The following is a 16168-nucleotide window of genomic DNA, read 5'->3' on the forward strand; positions in this document are numbered from 1 at the left end:
GACGAGCGGAGCCGGGCCGCCGCGTCGGCGATCGGCTACACGGCGACGGTGCTCTGGTACGGCTCGCTCTCGGACTCGGGGCGGATCACGCCGGAGCAGGTGGTCGGCTTCGCGGACCAGTGGTTCCTGCCGCAGCACATCGTGATCGGGCACGCCAACTTCGATCCGGTGACGCAGGTCTACGCGCGGCTCGTCGACATCCTCCGCGAGCGCTCGCTCGAGACGGTGACCCTCCGCGACGTGTTCGCGGTCTGAGCGCCTCCCCGGCAGCGCAGGTCAGCGCGCGGGTCAGCGGAGCGCGGCGCGCGCGGCAGCGGAGACGGCCGCGGCGACCGCGTCGAGGGCGGGCGTGTGCAGGGCCCACTGCTGCCAGTAGAGGGGGACGTCGACGGGGTCGCCGCCCAGCTCGACCAGGCCCTCGCCGCCGACCGGGGCCTGCAGCTCGGGCAGCATCCCCCACCCCATGCCCAGGCGCACGGCCCGCTCGAAGTCGGTCGATCCGGGGACGCGGTGCTGCGGCGGGCGGCCCTCGACGCCGGCGGCTCGGAGGAAGTCGTCCTGCAGGCGGTCCTTCTCGTCGAAGACGACCAGCGGAGCGCTCGCGAGACCGGCCGTGCCGCCGTCCGGGAACCAGCGCTCGGCGAACGCAGGCGAGGCCATGGCGCGGTACCGCATCACTCCGAGCGGCGCGACGGTGCAGCCGAGCACCGCCTCCGACTCTCCGGTGACGGCCGCCAGCACGGTGCCGTCGCGGAGGAACGCGGTGGTGTGCGCCTGGTCCTCGCGGTGCAGCTCCACCACGACGTCGGGGACGGAGGCGAGCGCGGGCAGCACCCAGGTGGCCAGGGAGTCGGCGTTGACGGCGAGCGGGAGGACGACGGGGCCCGCCCCCTCCGCGTCCTCGCCGCCGAGCGAGCGGACGGCGTCGTCGGCGAGGAGCTCGATCTGGCGGGCGAGGCGGAGGAGCCCCGCACCGGCCTCGGTCGCGACGACCGGGCGCGAGCGCACCAGCAGGACGCGGCCTGCGGCGGTCTCGAGCGCCTTGATCCGCTGGCTGAGGGCGGAGGGGGTGATGTGCAGGGCCCGGGCGGCGGCGTCGAAGGAGCCGTACCGGACGGAGGCGGCGAGCGCGCGCAGGCGGGAGAGGTCGAGATCGTCGGTCAGCATCAGTAGTGCTTACGGTACTGAAGGAGCATGAGCTGGTCTACAGGAGCGCCCCGCCCTAGCGTCGGAGCGTGTCCCCCCTCCTCGCCGCCCTCTACGGCCTCGGCTTCGGCCTCTCGCTCATCATCGCGATCGGCGCGCAGAACGCCTTCGTGCTCCGCCAGGGCCTCCGCCGCGAGCACGTGCCCGCCGTCGTCGCGATCTGCGCACTCTGCGACGCCGCGCTGATCGTGCTCGGGATCGCGGGGATCGGAGCGGTCCTGGAGTCGGCGCCGTGGCTGCTGGTGGTGATCCGCTGGGGCGGCATCGTCTTCCTCCTCGCCTACGCGGTGATGGCGGCGAGGCGCGCACTGCGGCCGGGGACCCTCGACGGCGATCCGGCCGGCGCCTCGACGTCGCTCCGCACGGCGATCGGCACGTGCCTGGCGCTCACGCTGCTCAACCCGCACGTCTACCTCGACACGGTCGTGCTGCTCGGGTCGGTGGCGAACACGCACGGCGACGAGCGCTGGTGGTTCGGGGCGGGGGCGGCGGCCGGGAGCGTGCTGTGGTTCACCGCTCTCGGCTTCGGGGCGCGGGCGCTGCGGCCGCTGTTCCGGAGCCGCGGGGCCTGGCGGATCCTCGACGCGGCCGTGGCGGTCGTGATGGTGGTGCTGGCGGTGTCGCTCGCGCTGCACTGAGGGCCTGGTGGTGCACTGCTTGTTCTACTAACATTGTGAACATGTTGTTCCGGGTCGACCACTCCGCGGCGGGCTCGCTCGCCGACCAGCTGGAGTCGCAGGTGCGCTCGGCCGTCGCCCGGGGCGAGCTCTCGGCGGGCGACCGCCTGCCGCCCGCCCGTGAGCTCGCCGACTCGCTCGGCATCAACATGCACACCGTGCTGCGCGCGTACGCCGCCCTGCGCGACGACGGGATCCTCCAGGTGCGCCGGGGCCGCGGCGCGTGGATCACGGAGTCGGCCGGGCCCGGGCTCGTGCGCGTGACCGCCCTGGTCGACGAGCTGCTCGCGGAGGCCCGCCGCAGCGGCATCACCCCGGCGGAGCTCGTCCGCCTGATCGAGAGGACCGGATCATGACCGCCACCGCCGACCGCCGCCGCGAGCTCCTCGCCGCCGCGTCCCTCCTGCTCCCCGCCGCCGGAGTGCTCGTCTCGCGCCTCGTCCTGGACGACGCGCTGCCCGCGGAGCTCGCCTCGCACTGGTCGGGCACCGGGGCGGCCGATGCGACCGCGTCGACGGGCGCTCTGCTCGCGATCGCCCTCGTGCTCTCCGGGCTCCCGGCCGTCGCGGGCGTCGTGGCGGCGGTCGTCGGGCGCGCCCCGCGGCTCCTGCTGGCGACCCTCGGCCTCGTGGCCGGGCTGGGCGCCTCCGCCTGGGCGACCTCGGTCGGCACGACGCTCGCGGCCGGGCGCGCCGAGGGGGCGGAGCTCGGCGGGTGGCTGCTCGCGCTGCTCGGAGGGATGCTCTTCGCCGTCGTGCCCGCGCTGATCGCTCCGGGCACCCGGCGCGCCTCCCGCCTGGCCGCCGGCCGCCTGCCGCTGGCGGCGGAGGAGACCGGCGCCTGGTCGCAGACGCTGACGGGCCCGGTGTTCGCCGTCGCCGCGATCGCCACGGCGGCGGGCGCGGCCCTCTCCCTCGCGACGCTCGCCGCGGCGGGCGCCACCGGTCCGGCGATCGCGATGGCCGTCGTCCTCGGCGTCGTCGCGCTGGTGCTCCTCTCCTTCTCCCGCCTGAGGGTGACCGCCGACCGCCGCGGCCTCCGCGTCGTCACGACCGCCCTCGGCATCCCGCTGCGCCGCATCCCGCTCGACACCATCGCCTCGGCCGGCACGGCCCAGCTGCGGCCGTCGGAGTGGGGCGGCTGGGGGTACCGGGTGATGCCGGGCCGCTCGGCGGTCATCCTGCACGCCGGGCCGGGGCTGGTGGTGACGACGGACCGCTCGCGCGAGTTCGCGATCAGCCTCGACGACCCCGAGACCCCCGCGGCGCTGCTCGAGACCCTGCGCTCGCGGGCCTGAGGCGCCGACCCGTCAGTCGACCACGATCCGGACGAGCGTCGTGACGGCATCCACCGCGTTCACGTAGGAGTAGTGCCGCGAGGTCGGGAAGGCGAGGTGCCGTCCGGGCTCCAGCCGCACGGGCTCCTCGCCCTCCCGCTCCAGGAGGAGCGCGCCGGCGGTGACGAGCAGGATCTCGTGCCACCCCTCGGGGTCGGGCTGCGCGTCGTAGCGGTCCCCCGGACCGAGCGTCCAGGTCCAGAGCTGGGCCTCCCGGCGCGCGGGGACGGAGGAGAGCAGGACGGCGACGCTCGCCTCGCCCGCTCCCCGCCAGGCGACCTGGTCGATCGCCGCGGGCGCGGATCCCGGGGCCGAGACGAGTGCAGTGAACGTGGTGCCGAGGGCGGTCGCGAGGCGGTCGACTCCGGTCAGCGAGATGTTGGCCTCGCCGGCCTCGGCCGCGACGATCGTCCGCCGGCTGATACCCGAGCGCGCCGCCAGCGCGGACTGGCTCAGCCCGGCTCCGCGCCGCGCGAGGCGGAGGTTGCCGCCCAGGTGGGCGAGGACGGGAGCCGACATGCGCACTATTCTGCACCGACAGGCCCCTGTTGCTCCTAGGATGTGCAGAATGATGCACATCTCGCCGCTCCGGGGCCTCCGCTTCACCCGTCCGGAGTGGGCGCTCATCGGCATCACCGCGATCTGGGGCGGGACCTTCCTCGCCGTGCACATCGCGATGGAGCACAGTGGTCCGCTGTTCTTCGTCGGGATGCGGTTCGCGATCGCGGGACTGATCAGCGCGGTCGTGTTCCACCGGTCGCTCCGGGGGATGCGGCGGATCGATCTCGCGGCCGGCGTCGTGATCGGGGTGATGATCTTCGCGGGCTACGGCCTGCAGAGCTACGGGCTGCAGACGATCACGAGCAGCACCTCCGCGTTCCTCACCGCGCTGTACGTGCCGCTGGTGCCGCTGCTCCAGTGGGTCGTGTTCCGTCGCCGTCCGGGCGTGCTGACGCTGGTGGGCGTCGCGCTGGCGTTCGTCGGACTGCTCCTGATCGCGGGCCCGCAGCCGGGCGTCGCGCTCGGAGCGGGCGAGGTGGCGACGATCGTGAGCACGCTGCCGATCGCGGCGGAGATCATCCTGATCGGCCTCGTCGCCGGACGCGTGGACCTCGGCCGGGTGACCGTGGTGCAGCTGCTGGTCGCCGGCGCGCTCGGGTTCGCCTCGATGCCCGTCGCAGGCGAGGCGGTCCCGGCGTTCTCGTGGGCCTGGCTGATCCCCGCGCTCGCGCTCGGGGCGAGCAGCTGCCTGATCCAGCTGACGATGAACTGGGCTCAGCGCTCGGTCTCGCCGTCGCGCGCCACGATCATCTACTCCGCCGAGCCCGTCTGGGCCGGTCTGATCGGCCGCCTCGCCGGCGACCGGCTCCCCGCGCTCGCCCTGCTCGGGGCGGGGTTCATCGTCGCGGGCACGCTCGTCAGCGAGCTGAAGCCGCGCCGCGAGCCTGCGCCGCCGGCTCTCAGGTGACGGCGGGGAGGGCGGCGGAGGCGACGAGCGCGCCGCCGGCGTCGGTGATCTCGACGGCGGCGACGGACTCGCGCAGGACGGCCGCGTTCATCTCGCAGTCGAGCTCCGCGGAGCTGCCGAGGAAGGAGCCGGACGGGAGCCGCTCACCGGAGCCGGTGACCAGCACGAGGTCGTAGCTCTCGCCGAGCGCGAAGCCGGTCCCGCGGAGGATCGTCTCGGTGCCCCAGGTGTGCGCCACGAGCGAGCCGTCAAGCGTCACGCCCTCCGTCCGCTCATCGAAGGCGATCGCCTCGACGGCGCCGAGCGTCCCGGGCGGTCCCGCGACGGGGCGCTCCTCGGCGGACCGCAGGGCCGCTCCGGCGACGCCGCCCACGACGAGGAGCGCGGCCGCCGCGGCGACGGCCAGGACGGCACGAAGACGCGAGGCACGGCGGCGCGGGGCCCGGCGGCGCGAGGCACGCAGACTCTCCCCGCGCTCGGGCCGCTCCCCGGCGAGCGCCGCGACGCGCGACCGCAGCTCCGGCGACGGCTCCGCCTCCTCCCAGCGGCCCAGTGCGCCGACCCGGTCGACCACCGCACCGAACGACGCGAGCTCGCGGTCGATCGAGGGGTCGGCGGCGCGCAGGCTCTCGAACTCCCGCGCCTCCTCGGCGGAGAGGTCGCCGGCGAGGGCCGCGGCGAGAAGCTCCTCGCGGCGGCCGCCGGGCTCGTCTCCGGCGGGCTGGTCTCGGTCGGTCACGATCTCTCCTCGTCGGTGGGTCCGGCGCCCGCGAGGTGACCGCGGAGCGCTCGGAGAGCGTAGAAGGCGCGGCTGCGCAGGGTGGCGACCGGCACGCTCGTGGCCGCCGACAGCTCGGCGTAGGTCTCGCCGTTCAGGTGGACGGCGACGACGACCTGCCGGTGCTCGGCGGAGAGCCGCGCGAGCGCCTCGGCGATCGCGAGCGGCTCGAGGGGGTCGCGGTCCTCCGCGGGCACCTCCTCCAGAACCTCGGCCTCGATCAGGCGCGGCAGGCGCTGACGCGAGCGGTGCACGTCGATCACGACGTTGCGGGCGATGGCGAAGAGCCAGGTGCGGGTGCTGGCACGCTCGGCGGAGTAGCTCGCCCGCGAGCGCCAGGCGCGCAGGAACGTCTCCTGCACGCAGTCCTCGGCGAGGCCGCGGTCGCGCAGGGCGTTGAGCGCGAAGCCGAGCAGGGCGGACCCGTGCTCGTCGAAGGCGGCGGCCGGGTCGAACCCCGCCGTCCGGGGCTCGAGGCGCACCACCGGAGCCGGGACCTCCGAGTGCTCGCGCGGCATCGCGGGCCCTTCGTCTCGTCGTGCCGTCGCCGTGCGCGCCACACCGCCTCCTCGTCGGGACCGGTGGTCCGTCGGAAGGGGGTACGGCCGCGGCGGCGGCAGCGTTCATCGGAGGCGAGGACCGTCTCCGTGAAGATCCTCTCAGATGGAGTGAACGCAGCGCTCCGGCGCGACCCTCGAGGAGGAGCTGATCCTCGTGACCTCCGACGGCCCAGCACGGTAGTGCGGAACGGTGGCGCAGAGCACAGCACGAGTTCCCCGTCGGCGCAAGGGTCCGGGCGCGCGCACGCCGTGTGGTCGGATGGGGAGGGCCGGCCCCCCGCCGCCGCTCCCCTCCCGCTCCCCACCGCCGTGGCGCGGCCGATCCGACAGGACGCCCGTGTCCACCAGCCCCCGCCCCACCCTCTTCGCCCTGCCCGGACTCGGGCTCGACGGCCGCGCCTTCGACGCGCTCGGCCGCGAGCTCGCCGACGTCGCGGACCTCGTCGCGCTCGACCTGCCCGGTGGATCCGGGACCTCGCTCGAGGAGATGACCGTTGCCACGATCCGCCGGATCCGCGAGCACGGCTCCTCCCGCTGGCTGCTCCTCGGGCACAGCATGGGCGGGAAGATCGCCTCGCTCGTGGCCTCCCGCACGGTCACCGGCCGCTCGGGCCTGTTCGGGCTCGCGGGCGTCGTGCTCCTCGCCGGGTCGCCGCTCTCGCCCGAGCCGATGGAGGAGGAGCGCCGCTCGACCATGCTCGGCTGGGTCGCCGACGGGCACCTCGACGAGGCGCAGGCGCGCGAGTTCGTCGACCAGAACGTCGGCTCGCCGCTGCCCGCCGACGCCGACGCGGAGGTGCTGGCCGAGCTGCGCCGCTACTCCCCCGAGGGCTGGCGGGACTGGCTCGAGCACGGCAGCCGTGAGGACCGCACCGGCGAGGCCGCCCTCGGGGCGGTGCCCGCGCTCCTGATCGCGGGCGGTGAGGACGGCGACCTCGGCGCCGACGCGCAGCGCCGCCTGAACGGCTCTCTCTACTCCCGCGCCCGGCTGCTCACGCTCGCCGGGGCGGGCCACCTGCTGCCGTTCGAGCGCCCGGTCGAGGTGGCGGCGGCGATCCGCCGGTTCTGGGAGGAGGAGGCCGGCACGGCGCCGTCGGTCCCGGCCGACGTCGGCGCGGCCATCGCCTCCGCCCGCACCTCCACGCGGGTGCGCGGGCTGCTGGCCGTGCGCGCGCTCGCCGACGACCCGGAGTACGCGCCCCGCGCCCTGACCGTCGCCCAGCTCGCGGAGCTGCGCGCGATCGCCGACCGGGTCGTCCCGCAGGAGGGCGGCCGGATCGACCTGGCCGCACGGGTGGACACGCAGCTCGCGAACGGTGAGGGCGACGGCTGGCGCAACGCCGACCTGCCGGCCGACCCGATCGCCTACGGTCTGGCGCTCGACACCCTCCGCGGCTTCGCCGGCCTCGGCCCCGCCGAGCAGGACGCGCGCCTCACCGCGATCGCCGACGGCTCCGCGGAGCTCGGCGACCGCTCGGCCGGCGGGCTCGGTGCCGAGCAGCTGACCGCCTGGTTCGAGGACTGCCGCGTCGACCTCGTCAGGCAGTGGCTGGCCCACCCCGCATCGATGGCGCGGATCGGCTACGACGGCTACGCCAGTGGCGGCGACACGCTGCCGCTCGTGACGGGCTTCCGCCTGCTCGGCGCCGACGACCGCGAGACCTGGGAACCGACGACGAGGAGTCACCGATGAACACGACCGGCATGCGCCGCTTCCCGCTCGACGAGACGGTCGACGCCGTCGTGATCGGCACCGGGGCAGGCGGAGCGCCCCTGCTCTCGGTGCTCGCCGCTCGAGGGCTGCGGGTCGTCGCCCTCGAGGCCGGGCCGCACTTAGATCCGCTCGGCCACACCGCCGACGAGACGGCGGCCGTCGAGATCAACTGGATGGAGGAGCGCCTCAGCGGAGGCGAGACTCCCACCGCCTTCGGGCAGAACAACAGCGGCCGCGGGGTCGGCGGCTCGACGCTGCACTGGGGAGCGTTCACGCCCCGCCCCGACCCGCGCGACCTGCGACTCCGGAGCGACTCCGGCGTCGGCCGCGACTGGCCGATCGAGCACGCCGAGCTCACCGCGTACATCGAGAAGGTGGAGGCGACGATCGGAGTGGCGGGCCCGGCCGAGTACCCGTGGGACCCGTCGCGCCGCTACCTGCAGGGCCCGCTCGCGCGGAACGCCTCGGCCGACATGATGCTGCGCGGCTGCGCGGCGATCGGGATGCGCGCGACCGACGCGCCCGCCGCCGTGCTCAGCAGCCCGCGGGACGACGGCCGGCCCTCCTGCGTCAACTGCGGCCAGTGCCATCAGGGCTGCCGGACCGGCGCGAAGACGAGCATGGACGTGACCTACCTGCCGGAGGCGGTGCGAGCCGGTGCCGAGATCCGGGCCGACTCGTTCGTGCACGGCATCGAGCTGGACGCCGCGGGCCGCGTGTGCGCCGTGGTCTACACGAGCGGCGGAGTGGAGCACCGGCAGCGCTGCTCCGCCCTGTTCCTCTGCGCGGGCGGCGTCGAGACGCCCCGGCTCCTCCTGCACACCGGCATCGCGAACAGCAGCGGCCAGGTGGGCCGCAACTTCCTGGCGCACGGGGCGACCCAGGTCTGGGGCACCTTCGAGAACGAGATGCGCGGCTACCGCGGCTACCCCTCCTCGGTGATCACCGAGGACACCGTCCGCCCGGCCGACGCGGACTTCGCGGGCGGCTACCTGATCCAGAGTCTCGGAGTGATGCCGCTGACCTACGCGACGACGCTCGCCCGCGGCGCGGGACTCTGGGGCCGCGATCTGATGGACGCGCTCGACGGATACCGCTTCGCGGCGGGCGTCGGGATCAACGCGGAGTGCCTGCCCGCCGACGGCAATCGGCTGGAGCTGACCGACGAGCTGGACGAGCACGGGGTGCCGAAGGCGCGCATCACGTTCTCGGCGGGCGCCAACGAGGAGGCGATCGACCGGCACGCGATCCGGACGATGACCGCGATCGTGGAGGCGGCCGGCGCGACGAGCACGCGGGTGATGGCGCGCACGGCGCACACGCTCGGCACCGTGCGGATGGGCACCGACGCGGGCGACGCCGTGATCGACGCGGACGGCCGCAGCTTCGACGTGCCGAACCTCTGGGTGTGCGACAACTCGGTGTTCCCGAGCGCGCTGATCGCGAACCCGGCGCTCGCGACGATGGCGCTCTCGCTGCGGACGGCGGACCGCTTCCTGGCGGCGTAGCGTCGCGGCTGCGGGGCGGCTGCGGGGCGGGACGACGGGCGAGGTGCTCCTCCGCGTCGCCGACTGACCGCGCGTGCCCGCCCGGACTGCTCGCCCGGACTGCGCACCCCGCCGGAGCAGCCGCGGGGCGGTGCGGGGCGCCAGCGCAGTCCCGAGACACGCTGCCCGAACGGCGGGCCGACGCGACGGCATGTGACGGCGGTTAGGCGCGCGCTGAGCTGCCGAGGTGCTGAGCTGCCGAGGTGCTGCATCGTGGTGGCTGAACGGCGGCATGGCGAACGGCGGCGGCACGGCCCTGGTGTCGGCACGGTGTCAGGCGACGGTGCGGCCCCGGTGACGGTCCGCGCCTCAGCGGCAGTGGTGCGGCGGTGGTGCGACGGTGCGGCCGCGTGAACCCGAGCGAAGGCGCAGATCCGAGCGTCAGCGGCGCGGCGGGAGGTCGCTGAGCACTCGCCTCCGAGCGACAGCACGGCCCGATCACCAGTGCGAACCCGCGCAATGCGCCGAACCCGCCCGACAGCCGATTCCCTCAGGGGTGCACGGCAGCACGTCAGCACGGCAGCACGGCAGCACGGCAGCACCGCAGCACGGCAGCGTGTCAGCACGGCAGCGTGTCAGAACGGCGGCGGCCGGTCCTCGAACCTCGGGGTCGCGGGTGGGTCTGGACGGAGCCGTGCCTCGAGGCCCGGCGGGCGCGTGGTGATGCGGCGGCCAGTGGGGGTGGTCCAGTCGGCGGTGCCGTCGGGGTGGAGGACGTAGGTCCAGCGGTCGCCGTGCCGCACGTGGTGATGGGCGACGCAGAGGCTGGCGAGGTTGGCGGGGTCGGTGCCGCCGCCGTTTCGCCACTCGACGACGTGGTCGGCCTCGGCGCCCGCGGCGGAGCGGGTGCAGCCGGGGAAGCGGCAGGTCACGTCGCGGAGCTGGAGGAGGAGCCGCAGCTCGCGGTGCGGCAGTCGGCGTGTGCGCCCGACCGAGAGGACGGCGCCCGTCCGGGGCTCGGTCAGCACGCGGGTGACGGTCGCGGGGACGAGGCTCCGGGCGACGTCCGCCGGGATCGGGCCGTAGCCGTCGAGCTCGGCGGAGGCGTCGTCGGCGCCGGACGCGGTGCTCGCCGACAGGGTGACCCGCACCTCGGCGCGCACGCCGGTGACGAGGGTCGGAACGGGCCGATCGGCACCGACCGAGTCGGGCACCGTGCCGATGACGTCCGCATCGCAGAGGAGGTCGGCGAGAGCGTCGGCTCTCAGCTGGGCGAGGGTCCGCTCGTCGCCCGCTCGGGAGATCGCATCGACGGCGCCCGCCCCGGTGGTTCCGGCGGGCTCCGCTCCGGTCGTCCCGCTGGACTCCGCTCCGCAGGAGCCCGCTCCCGCGGCGGCGAGCGGCGGCGTCCCCTCCGCCGCGTCGCGGAGGATCCGGGCGATCCGGTCGAGGCGGCTGTACGCCCCCACGGCGACCGGGGCGGGGAGGAGGGCGCAGAGCGTCGCCATGCCGTCGACCTCGGGGGTCAGCCAGACCGCGCGGTCCTCGCGGGCACGTCGGTGGCGCTCGGCGAGGGGCTGCTCGTGGAGCTCCTCCCGCAGTCGGGCCAGAGCGCGCCGCAGCTGGGTCGGCGTGGTGCGGGCCGCGAGCTCCGCCGCCCGCGTATCGAACGCGGCGCGGGAGCCCGGAGGCAGGGTGGCCGCGACGGCGCAGACGACCTGGCCCGCCTCCCACCGCAGGCGCGCCCCGGCGAGGGCGGCGCGGGTGGTCGGCAGGTCCTCGACGAGGAGGCGCGCGTGGTCGAGCTCGCGGGAGGCGACCCGCTCGGAGACTCCGAGGGCGACCGCGAACTCCGCGCGGATCGACCGCTCGGCGAGGTCGCTCGACGCGTGGGGCGCCGAGCCGCGGGCGAACGACTCCGGATGCTCGAGCGCGGCCCGGTGCCCGGCGTGCAGCTCCTCGGCCGCGGCCAGGAGCAGCGGGGACGCCGAGCGGGCCAGCGCCGCGGCTCGGTCGCCGCGAGCACGCGCCTCGCTGAGCACCGCCTCCGCTGCTGTCGACCTGCTGATCATCGTCATACGTGTATTCAATCAGCGACCACCGACACGGAAGCGACGGATCGTCACATCCGTGGAGAACCGGCGTGAGGCCCTCCTGTGGAGGGAGGGATCACCGCAGCCGACGCCGCACATCCCCGCCGTCCTCGGGGCGGCGCGCGCAGGACACCGGCGCAACACCCCGCCACACGCACCGCCACACGCCCCCCGCTCACGCGAACCGCACCGCCACACACGCCCCCGCTCACCCGAACCGCACCGCCACACGCCCCCCGCTCACCCGAACCGCACCGCCCCGCCTCACGCACCCCCGCACGCCCGCAGCCTCACGCGAAACGCCCCGCCACCTCCGCCAGGCACTCCCGGAACACCCGCACGGCCGGCGACGCCAGCTGCGCCTCGCGCTGGGCGGTGAAGATCGTGCGGCGGGGCGTGCCGGGCAGCTCGAGGAGGCGGCAGTCCGGCGCCTCGCCCGCCCAGACCAGGTCGGGCATCAGGGCGACGGCGTGGCCGGAGGCGGCGAGTCGGATCTGCGCCTGCAGGTCGGCGGTCTCGAAGCGGACGTCCGGCTCGAAGCCCGCGACCCGGCAGGTCTGCTCGGCGAAGTGGCGGCTCGCGGTACCGCGCGGCTCCATCACCCAGGCGGAGTCGCGGGCCGAGGCGAGGTCGACGACGGCGGAGTCGCGGCTCACGGCGAGGCGGATCGCGTCGGACGTCAGGTCGCTGCGCACCAGTCCGGGCAGCCAGGAGGTCGAGTGGCCGGGGTACTGCTCGGCGACGACGAGGTCGAACTCCCGCGCCCACGACGTCTCGTGCAGAGCGCCCTCCGGCTCGCGCTGCACCATCTCGATCCGCACCTCCGGGAAGCGGTCGGCGACGGCCCGGAGCGCGCCCGGCATGAGCGCGAGCGCGGCCGACTGGAACACCGCGACGCGCACCCGCCCGGTCACCGACTCCCCCGAGGCCGCGAGCGCCGCCTCCGCCCGCTCGAGCAGGGCCATCACCTCGCCGGCCGCCTCGACCAGGATCTCGGCCTGGGGTGTGAGCTGCACGCGCCGGCCCGCCTTCCGCAGCAGCTCGACGCCGGCCTCGCGCTCGAGCACGGCGAGCTGCTGCGAGACGGCGGAGGGACTGTAGGCGAGGGCCTCGGCCGCGGCGGCGAGAGTGCCGCGGATGGCCACCTCGCGGAGCAGGACCAGGCGGCGGACATCGAGCACGGCGTCCCTCCGATCGTTCAGCTGAGCTGACCGGTACCGATAAGGAACGGTCGCTTCTGCTCAACGGTAGTCGGTCGAATACTGAAGGCACCCACCTCAGAGCAGAAGGACCGCACCATGACGGATCTCGCCAGCCCCGCTCTCGCCACCGGCCCCGCCGCCGACGGCCCGTCCGCCGATTCGATCGATCCCCGCCTGGTCGACGAGAGCGTCGCCCTGGTGCGGCGCTGGCTGCGCGAGGCGTCCGCGATCCCGATCGACGCCTCCGGGGCGCAGCTGGCGGGCGTGCTGAAGGACCCGACCGGCCTGGACTTCACGGTCGGCTTCGTCGACGGCGTCGTCCGACCCGAGGACACCCGCGTCGCGGCGGCGGCGCTGAAGGCGATCGCGGGCGGCGTGCCGTCCTTCCTCCCGGCTCCGATGCGCGGCGCGGTCGCCCTCGGCGGCGTCATGGCGCCGCTCCTCCCGGACGTCGTGGTGCCGATCGCGCGCCGGGTGCTGCGGCGGATGGTCGGCCACCTGATCATCGACGCGACCGACTCGCGCCTGGGCCCGGCCATCGCCGCGATCCGCCGCGACGGCGTCCGGCTCAACATGAACCTGCTCGGCGAGGCCGTCCTCGGCCGCGAGGAGGCCCACCGCCGCCTGGAGGGGACGCACCGGCTCCTCGCCCGCGACGACGTCGACTACGTCTCGATCAAGGTCTCCTCGAGCACCGCCCCGCACAACCCGTGGGCCTTCGACGCCGCGGTCGACGACATCGTCGAGGAGCTGGCGCCGCTGTTCGCCCGCGCCGCCGCCTCCTCGCCGCAGAAGTTCATCAACCTCGACATGGAGGAGTACAAGGACCTCGACCTCACCATCGCGGTCTTCACCCGCATCCTCGACCGGCCGGAGTTCCTCGGCCTCGAGGCCGGCATCGTGCTGCAGGCCTACCTGCCGGACGCGCTCTCGGCGATGATCCGCCTGCAGGAGTGGAGCGCCGCCCGCCGTGCCCGCGGTGGCGCCGGCATCAAGGTGCGCCTGGTCAAGGGCGCGAACCTGCCGATGGAGCAGGTCGAGGCCTCGGTCCACGGCTGGCCGCTGGCGACCTGGAGCAGCAAGCAGGACTCCGACACGAACTACAAGCGCGTCGTCGACTACGCGCTGCACCCGGAGCGGATCCGCAACGTGCGGGTCGGCGTCGCCGGGCACAACCTCTTCGACGTCGCGTACTCGTGGCTGCTCGCCGGCACCCGCGGCGTCCGCGAGGGGATCGAGTACGAGATGCTCCTCGGCATGGCCCAGGGCCAGGCGGAGGCGGTGCGCCGCACGGTCGGCTCGCTCCTGCTCTACACGCCGGTCGTCGCGCCGGCCGAGTTCGACGTGGCGATCGCCTACCTGATCCGCCGGCTGGAGGAGGGCGCGTCGAGCCAGAACTTCATGTCGGCCGTCTTCGAGCTCGAGGCCGACCCGGCGCTCTTCGCGAGGGAGGAGGAGCGGTTCCGCGCCTCCGTCGCCGCCCTCGACGGGGCCGTCCCCCCGGCGCACCGCGTGCCCGACCGGTTCGCCGCGAGCGGCCGTCCGGGACCGGGCGACTTCCGCAGCACCCCCGACACCGACCCGTCCGTCGCCGCGAACCGCGAGTGGGCGCAGGCGATCCTCGCGCGCGTCCCCTCCTCCCGGGCCGGCGCCGACGCGATCGAGGCCGCCACGATCGGCACCCTCGACGAGCTGGAGTCGGTGCTCTACGGCGCCCGCGGCAGCGGCTGGAGCGACGTCCCGGCCGAGGAGCGCGCCCGCATCCTGCACCGCGCGGGCGACGAGCTGGAGGCGCGCCGCGCCGAGCTGCTCGAGGTCATGGCGGCCGAGGGCGGCAAGACCCTCGACCAGGGCGACCCCGAGGTCTCGGAGGCCGTGGACTTCGCCCACTACTACGCCGAGCGCGCCCTCGAGCTCGACGCGGTCGACGGCGCCCGCTTCCACCCGGCCGCGCTGACCCTGGTCGCTCCGCCGTGGAACTTCCCGGTCGCGATCCCGGCCGGCGGCGTCCTCGCGGCGCTCGCGGCCGGCTCCGCCGTGGTGCTCAAGCCCGCCGGTCCGACCGCGCGCTGCGGCGCCGTGGTGGCCGAGGCGCTGTGGGCGGCGGGCGTGCCCCGCGAGGCCCTGCGCCTGCTCCGCCTGCCGGAGGAGGAGCTGGGGCGCGACCTGATCGCCTCCCCGCAGGTCGACCGCGTGATCCTCACCGGCGCCTACGAGACGGCGGAGCTGTTCCGCTCCTTCCGGAACGACCTCCCGCTGCTCGCCGAGACGAGCGGCAAGAACGCGATCGTGGTCACCCCCTCGGCCGACCTCGACCTGGCGGTGAAGGACGTGGTGGCGAGCGCCTTCGGGCACGCGGGCCAGAAGTGCTCCGCCGCCTCGCTCGTGGTGCTGGTGGGCTCCGTCGCGCGCTCGAAGCGGTTCCGCGCGCAGCTGCTCGACGCGGTCTCCTCTCTCACGGTCGGCTACCCGACCGACCCCGCGACGCGGATGGGGCCGGTGATCGAACCCGCCGAGGGCAAGCTGCTGCGCGGCCTGACCGGGCTCGGCGCCGGCGAGAACTGGCTGCTGCAGCCGCGGAGCCTCGACGACTCCGGACGCCTGTGGAGCCCCGGCGTCCGCGACGGCGTGCGCCGCGGGTCCGAGTTCCACCGCACCGAGTACTTCGGGCCGATCCTCGGGATCATGACGGCGGCGACCCTCGACGAGGCGATCGCGATCGTCAACGAGGTCGACTACGGGCTCACCTCGGGCCTGCACGCGCTCGACCCGGAGGAGATCGGCACCTGGCTCGACGGGATCGAGGCGGGCAACCTCTACGTGAACCGCGGGATCACCGGGGCGATCGTGCAGCGCCAGCCGTTCGGCGGCTGGAAGAAGTCGGCGGTCGGCCCGGGCACCAAGGCGGGCGGGCCGGACTACCTGCTCGGCCTGGGCTCGTGGACCGCGGCGCCGTCGGAGGCGACCGCTCCGGTCGTCGGACCGGCCGCCCGCCTGCTCGCCGCGTCGCGCGCGGAGCTCCCGGCGGAGGAGCACGCCGCGGTGGAGCGGACGGCGCGCAGCTGCGCGGCGGCGCGGGCCGCGAGCGCTCCTCGCGACGTGACGGGGCTGGAGGCGGAGCGCAACGTCTTCCGCCGCCTGCCCTACGACTCCGCCGTGCTGGTGCGTTTGGCCGCCGGGGAGCCGCTGGGCTCGCTCGTGCGGGTGGCCGTCGCGGCGGCGACCGCGCAGGCACGGGTGGTCGTCTCGAGCGCCGTGGCGCTGCCTCCGCAGCTCGCCGCCGGTCTCGACGAGGCGGCCGGCGCCGTCGTGGTCGAGGACGACGCGGCGTGGGAGGCGCGGGTGCGCGCCCACGGCGCCGGACGGGTGCGCCTGCTGGGCGCCTCCGCCGCGACGGTGACGGCCGTGACGGGCGGGCGCCCCGACCTCGCGGTCTACGCCGGCCCGGCGACCGAGGCGGGCCGGCTGGAGCTGCTGCCGTTCCTCCGCGAGCAGGCCGTGTCGATCACGGCCCACCGCTTCGGCACGCCGGACCACCTCACGGACGGGCTGCTCTGACCGGCGTGATCCGACCGGCGTGATCCGACCGCCCGCCGCGGGATCCCGCTCCGGTGAACCCGCTCCGGCGTGTCGACTACCGGAGCGGC

At 75.3% G+C, this 16168-nt stretch carries 13 protein-coding genes and 1 pseudogene; 8 read left to right on the top strand and 6 right to left on the bottom strand.

What is annotated here, in order from left to right; genetic code table 11:
- Positions 1-255 (top strand): annotated as a pseudogene (locus tag C5D09_RS17580) (polysaccharide deacetylase family protein); the annotation flags it as partial.
- 33 nt (positions 256-288) lie between these two features.
- Here C5D09_RS17580 and C5D09_RS13560 read toward each other — a convergent pair.
- Positions 289-1167: a LysR family transcriptional regulator ArgP gene (locus C5D09_RS13560; RefSeq protein ID WP_104269515.1), complete on the bottom strand. Its 879-nt coding sequence runs from the start codon at positions 1165-1167 to the stop codon at positions 289-291.
- A 68-nt stretch (positions 1168-1235) separates the two neighbouring features.
- Between C5D09_RS13560 and C5D09_RS13565 the strand changes: the two genes are divergently transcribed.
- From C5D09_RS13565 to C5D09_RS13575, 3 genes are read left to right on the top strand one after another with little or no spacing between them, the layout of a single operon-like run.
- On the top strand, positions 1236-1844 hold the full coding sequence (locus tag C5D09_RS13565; RefSeq protein WP_104269516.1) for a LysE/ArgO family amino acid transporter: 609 nt from the start codon (positions 1236-1238) through the stop codon (positions 1842-1844).
- A gap of 41 nt (positions 1845-1885) precedes the next feature.
- Complete coding sequence (locus tag C5D09_RS13570) at positions 1886-2239, top strand: GntR family transcriptional regulator (protein ID WP_104269554.1); 354 nt, start codon at positions 1886-1888, stop codon at positions 2237-2239.
- Positions 2236-3180, top strand: a complete 945-nt coding sequence (locus C5D09_RS13575; protein WP_104263546.1) for a hypothetical protein — start codon at positions 2236-2238, stop codon at positions 3178-3180. The genes C5D09_RS13570 and C5D09_RS13575 overlap by 4 nt, the downstream gene beginning before the upstream one ends.
- A gap of 12 nt (positions 3181-3192) precedes the next feature.
- Here C5D09_RS13575 and C5D09_RS13580 read toward each other — a convergent pair whose 3' ends face one another.
- On the bottom strand, positions 3193-3738 hold the full coding sequence (locus tag C5D09_RS13580) for a helix-turn-helix domain-containing protein (RefSeq protein ID WP_104227343.1): 546 nt from the start codon (positions 3736-3738) through the stop codon (positions 3193-3195).
- A 49-nt stretch (positions 3739-3787) separates the two neighbouring features.
- On the opposite strand from C5D09_RS13580, the gene C5D09_RS13585 reads away from it, so the two are divergent.
- Positions 3788-4687, top strand: a complete 900-nt coding sequence (locus tag C5D09_RS13585) for a DMT family transporter (RefSeq protein WP_258063200.1) — start codon at positions 3788-3790, stop codon at positions 4685-4687.
- Here C5D09_RS13585 and C5D09_RS13590 read toward each other — a convergent pair.
- Positions 4680-5426 (bottom strand): hypothetical protein, encoded by a 747-nt coding sequence (locus C5D09_RS13590; protein ID WP_104269517.1) that lies wholly within the window; start codon positions 5424-5426, stop codon positions 4680-4682. The two genes, C5D09_RS13585 and C5D09_RS13590, sit on opposite strands and share 8 nt — an antisense overlap.
- On the bottom strand, positions 5423-5983 hold the full coding sequence (locus tag C5D09_RS13595) for a sigma-70 family RNA polymerase sigma factor (protein WP_104269518.1): 561 nt from the start codon (positions 5981-5983) through the stop codon (positions 5423-5425). Before C5D09_RS13595 ends, C5D09_RS13590 begins: the two co-directional genes overlap by 4 nt.
- Before the next feature lie 379 nt (positions 5984-6362).
- Between C5D09_RS13595 and C5D09_RS13600 the strand changes: the two genes are divergently transcribed.
- Together C5D09_RS13600 and C5D09_RS13605 are read left to right on the top strand one after the other, a co-directional pair.
- Positions 6363-7718 carry an alpha/beta hydrolase gene (locus tag C5D09_RS13600; RefSeq protein ID WP_181135051.1) on the top strand — a complete coding sequence of 452 codons (1356 nt, stop codon included), beginning with the start codon at positions 6363-6365 and terminating at the stop codon, positions 7716-7718.
- Positions 7715-9247, top strand: a complete 1533-nt coding sequence (locus tag C5D09_RS13605) for a GMC family oxidoreductase (protein ID WP_104269520.1) — start codon at positions 7715-7717, stop codon at positions 9245-9247. Before C5D09_RS13600 ends, C5D09_RS13605 begins: the two co-directional genes overlap by 4 nt.
- A gap of 614 nt (positions 9248-9861) precedes the next feature.
- Here C5D09_RS13605 and C5D09_RS13610 read toward each other — a convergent pair.
- Both C5D09_RS13610 and C5D09_RS13615 read right to left on the bottom strand, forming a co-directional pair.
- Positions 9862-11298 carry an HNH endonuclease signature motif containing protein gene (locus C5D09_RS13610; RefSeq protein ID WP_181135052.1) on the bottom strand — a complete coding sequence of 479 codons (1437 nt, stop codon included), beginning with the start codon at positions 11296-11298 and terminating at the stop codon, positions 9862-9864.
- Between the two features lie 311 nt (positions 11299-11609).
- Positions 11610-12500, bottom strand: coding sequence for a LysR family transcriptional regulator (locus C5D09_RS13615; protein WP_104269522.1), 891 nt, complete (start codon positions 12498-12500; stop codon positions 11610-11612).
- A gap of 117 nt (positions 12501-12617) precedes the next feature.
- Between C5D09_RS13615 and C5D09_RS13620 the strand changes: the two genes are divergently transcribed.
- Positions 12618-16079: a bifunctional proline dehydrogenase/L-glutamate gamma-semialdehyde dehydrogenase gene (locus C5D09_RS13620; protein WP_104269523.1), complete on the top strand. Its 3462-nt coding sequence runs from the start codon at positions 12618-12620 to the stop codon at positions 16077-16079.
- Positions 16080-16168 lie beyond the last annotated feature (89 nt).

The organism is Rathayibacter sp. AY1C9, assembly GCF_002932315.1.
GTDB lineage: Bacteria > Actinomycetota > Actinomycetes > Actinomycetales > Microbacteriaceae > Rathayibacter.